Here is a 2,289-nt window from a genome sequence, read left to right on the forward strand (position 1 = left end):
GGTATACTTTTGGTAGGAAAATCCGCCAGAGGTGCTGAACCTGATAGTACAGCAAAGCTTCGGCCGCGCTGATAATGTCCCTAATCAGACTTCCAAGAAAAACCTCTAAGGTTAGGTTATAGCAGCCCGTACCGTAAACCGACACAGGTAGTCGAGGAGAGTATCCTAAGGCGCTCGAGTGATCCATGGTAAAGGAACTAGGCAAATTGACGCTGTAACTTCGGGATAAGGCGTACCACAGTAATGTGGTCTCAGTAAAATGGTCCAACCAACTGTTTAACAAAAACACAGGGCCCTGCAAAATCGAAAGATGACGTATAGAGCCTGATACCTGCCCGGTGCTGGAAGGTTAAGGAAGGGTGTTCGGCGCAAGCCAAAGCTCCTGACTGAAGCCCCAGTAAACGGCGGCCGTAACTATAACGGTCCTAAGGTAGCGAAATTCCTTGTCGGGTAAGTTCCGACCTGCACGAATGGTCTAATGAGTTGGACACTGTCTCTACCATGAGCTCGGTGAAATTGTAGTATCGGTGAAGATGCCGGTTAATCGCAACGGGACGGAAAGACCCCGTGAACCTTCACTACAACTTAACATTGATTTTGAGTGCCAGATGTGTAGGATAGTTGGGAGACTATGAAGCGGCTTCGCCAGGAGTCGTGGAGTCAACGTTGAAATACCAACCTTCTGTTACTTAGAGTCTAACCCGTGTAAGCGGGGACATTGTTTGGTGGGTAGTTTGACTGGGGTGGTCGCCTCCTAAAAAGTAACGGAGGCTCGCAAAGGTACCCTCAGTACGGTTGGTAATCGTACGCAGAGCGCATTAGTAAAAGGGTGCTTGACTGTGAGGCAGACAAGCCGAGCAGGTGCGAAAGCAGGCTAAAGTGATCCGGTGGTTCTGTATGGAAGGGCCATCGCTCAAAGGATAAAAGGTACTCCGGGGATAACAGGCTGATCTCCCCCAAGAGCTCATATCGACGGGGAGGTTTGGCACCTCGATGTCGGTTCGTCACATCCTGGGGCTGGAGAAGGTCCCAAGGGTTCGGCTGTTCGCCGATTAAAGTGGCACGTGAACTGGGTTCAGAACGTCGCAAGACAGTTCGGTCCCTATCTGTTGTGATCGTTAGTAAATTGAGAGGACATGACCTTAGTACGAGAGGACCGGGTCGTACGTACCGCTGGTGTATCTGTTGTGCCGCCAGGTGCAGTGCAGAGTAGCTATGTACGGGCAAGATAAACGCTGAAAGCATCTAAGCGTGAAACTTACCTCAAGATGAGTTTACTTTTAAGGGCCGTCGGAGACTACGACGTTGATAGGCTACAGGTATAAGGGTGGTAACATCGAAGCCGAGTAGTACTAATTGCCCGTAAGCTTTAATTTTATTATGCTCTTTCTCTGTAAAGAGCGTGTTTTACAACTTCCCGATATGTAAATTTATTAGTAGTAAGATACTAGGAACACTGATCACGGAAGTGAATCAGTGAACCATTAAGATCTTATGGTGGTTTTGCCGAGGGTGTTCACCTCTTCCCATTCCGAACAGAGAAGTTAAGCCCCTCATGGCCGATGGTACTGCACTATCATGCGGGAGAGTAGGTAACTGCCATATTTATTGAAAAAAGTCCCGGTTCAATACCGGGACTTTTTTTATCTCTTATCCTTTATAAAAGGTATAAGGATGAAGCAATAAAAGCGTTGATTGCACACTTCACCGAACTGCTCTTATCAGTTCAATCGCAATCAAACCCATAGATCAGTAACAGAAAAGTATCGGATTATATCTCTTCCAAAAGTTACGACGTAAAATTTTGCGGTAATCTGAAAAGATACTATCTTTGCCATCCGCTTGCAAGGAGCGGTTGCCCGGTGCTGTGCCTGACACAAACACAAGGGTACAAAAGCAGAGAAAGCTATACGCATAAGTAGTTGAGAATCAGAAAAATAAAAAATAAAATTTCTGGTCAAAAGTTTGGAAGAAACGAAATAATCACTACCTTTGCACTCCCTTCGAAACACGGCCACTGAAAAGCAGCCACGAAGCGGAAAACAAAAGAAAAGTTCTTAGAGATTTAATGATGGATATTGGCTTTAGGCCTGCAGGTTCGCAACCTGGATATCAACAAAAGTAGCTGACAGATATCACCGCAGTAAGTGCGGGGAATGTTGGTGAAAGATCTTTGAAAGTTTGGAAACAACAGCACGTTACAGAAATGTAACAAAACACAGGTAATGTTAGCGACAACATTAATTGAAACGTCTGAAATTACGAGAGTAAATTTAGTCAGTTCAAACA

Annotated in this window: 2 rRNA genes (1 of these 2 only partly in view); both read left to right on the forward strand. The window is 45.7% G+C overall.

What is annotated here, in order from left to right:
• Positions 1–1,376: ribosomal RNA gene (locus DEV76_RS23400) — 23S ribosomal RNA — on the forward strand (it extends 1,507 nt beyond the left edge of the window).
• 117 nt (positions 1,377–1,493) lie between these two features.
• Positions 1,494–1,605: ribosomal RNA gene (rrf, locus tag DEV76_RS23405) — 5S ribosomal RNA — on the forward strand.
• The last annotated feature ends 684 nt before the right edge of the window (positions 1,606–2,289 follow it).

It is taken from the genome of Chitinophaga deserti (genome assembly GCF_003149455.1).
Classification (GTDB): Bacteria; Bacteroidota; Bacteroidia; order Chitinophagales; family Chitinophagaceae; genus Chitinophaga; species Chitinophaga deserti.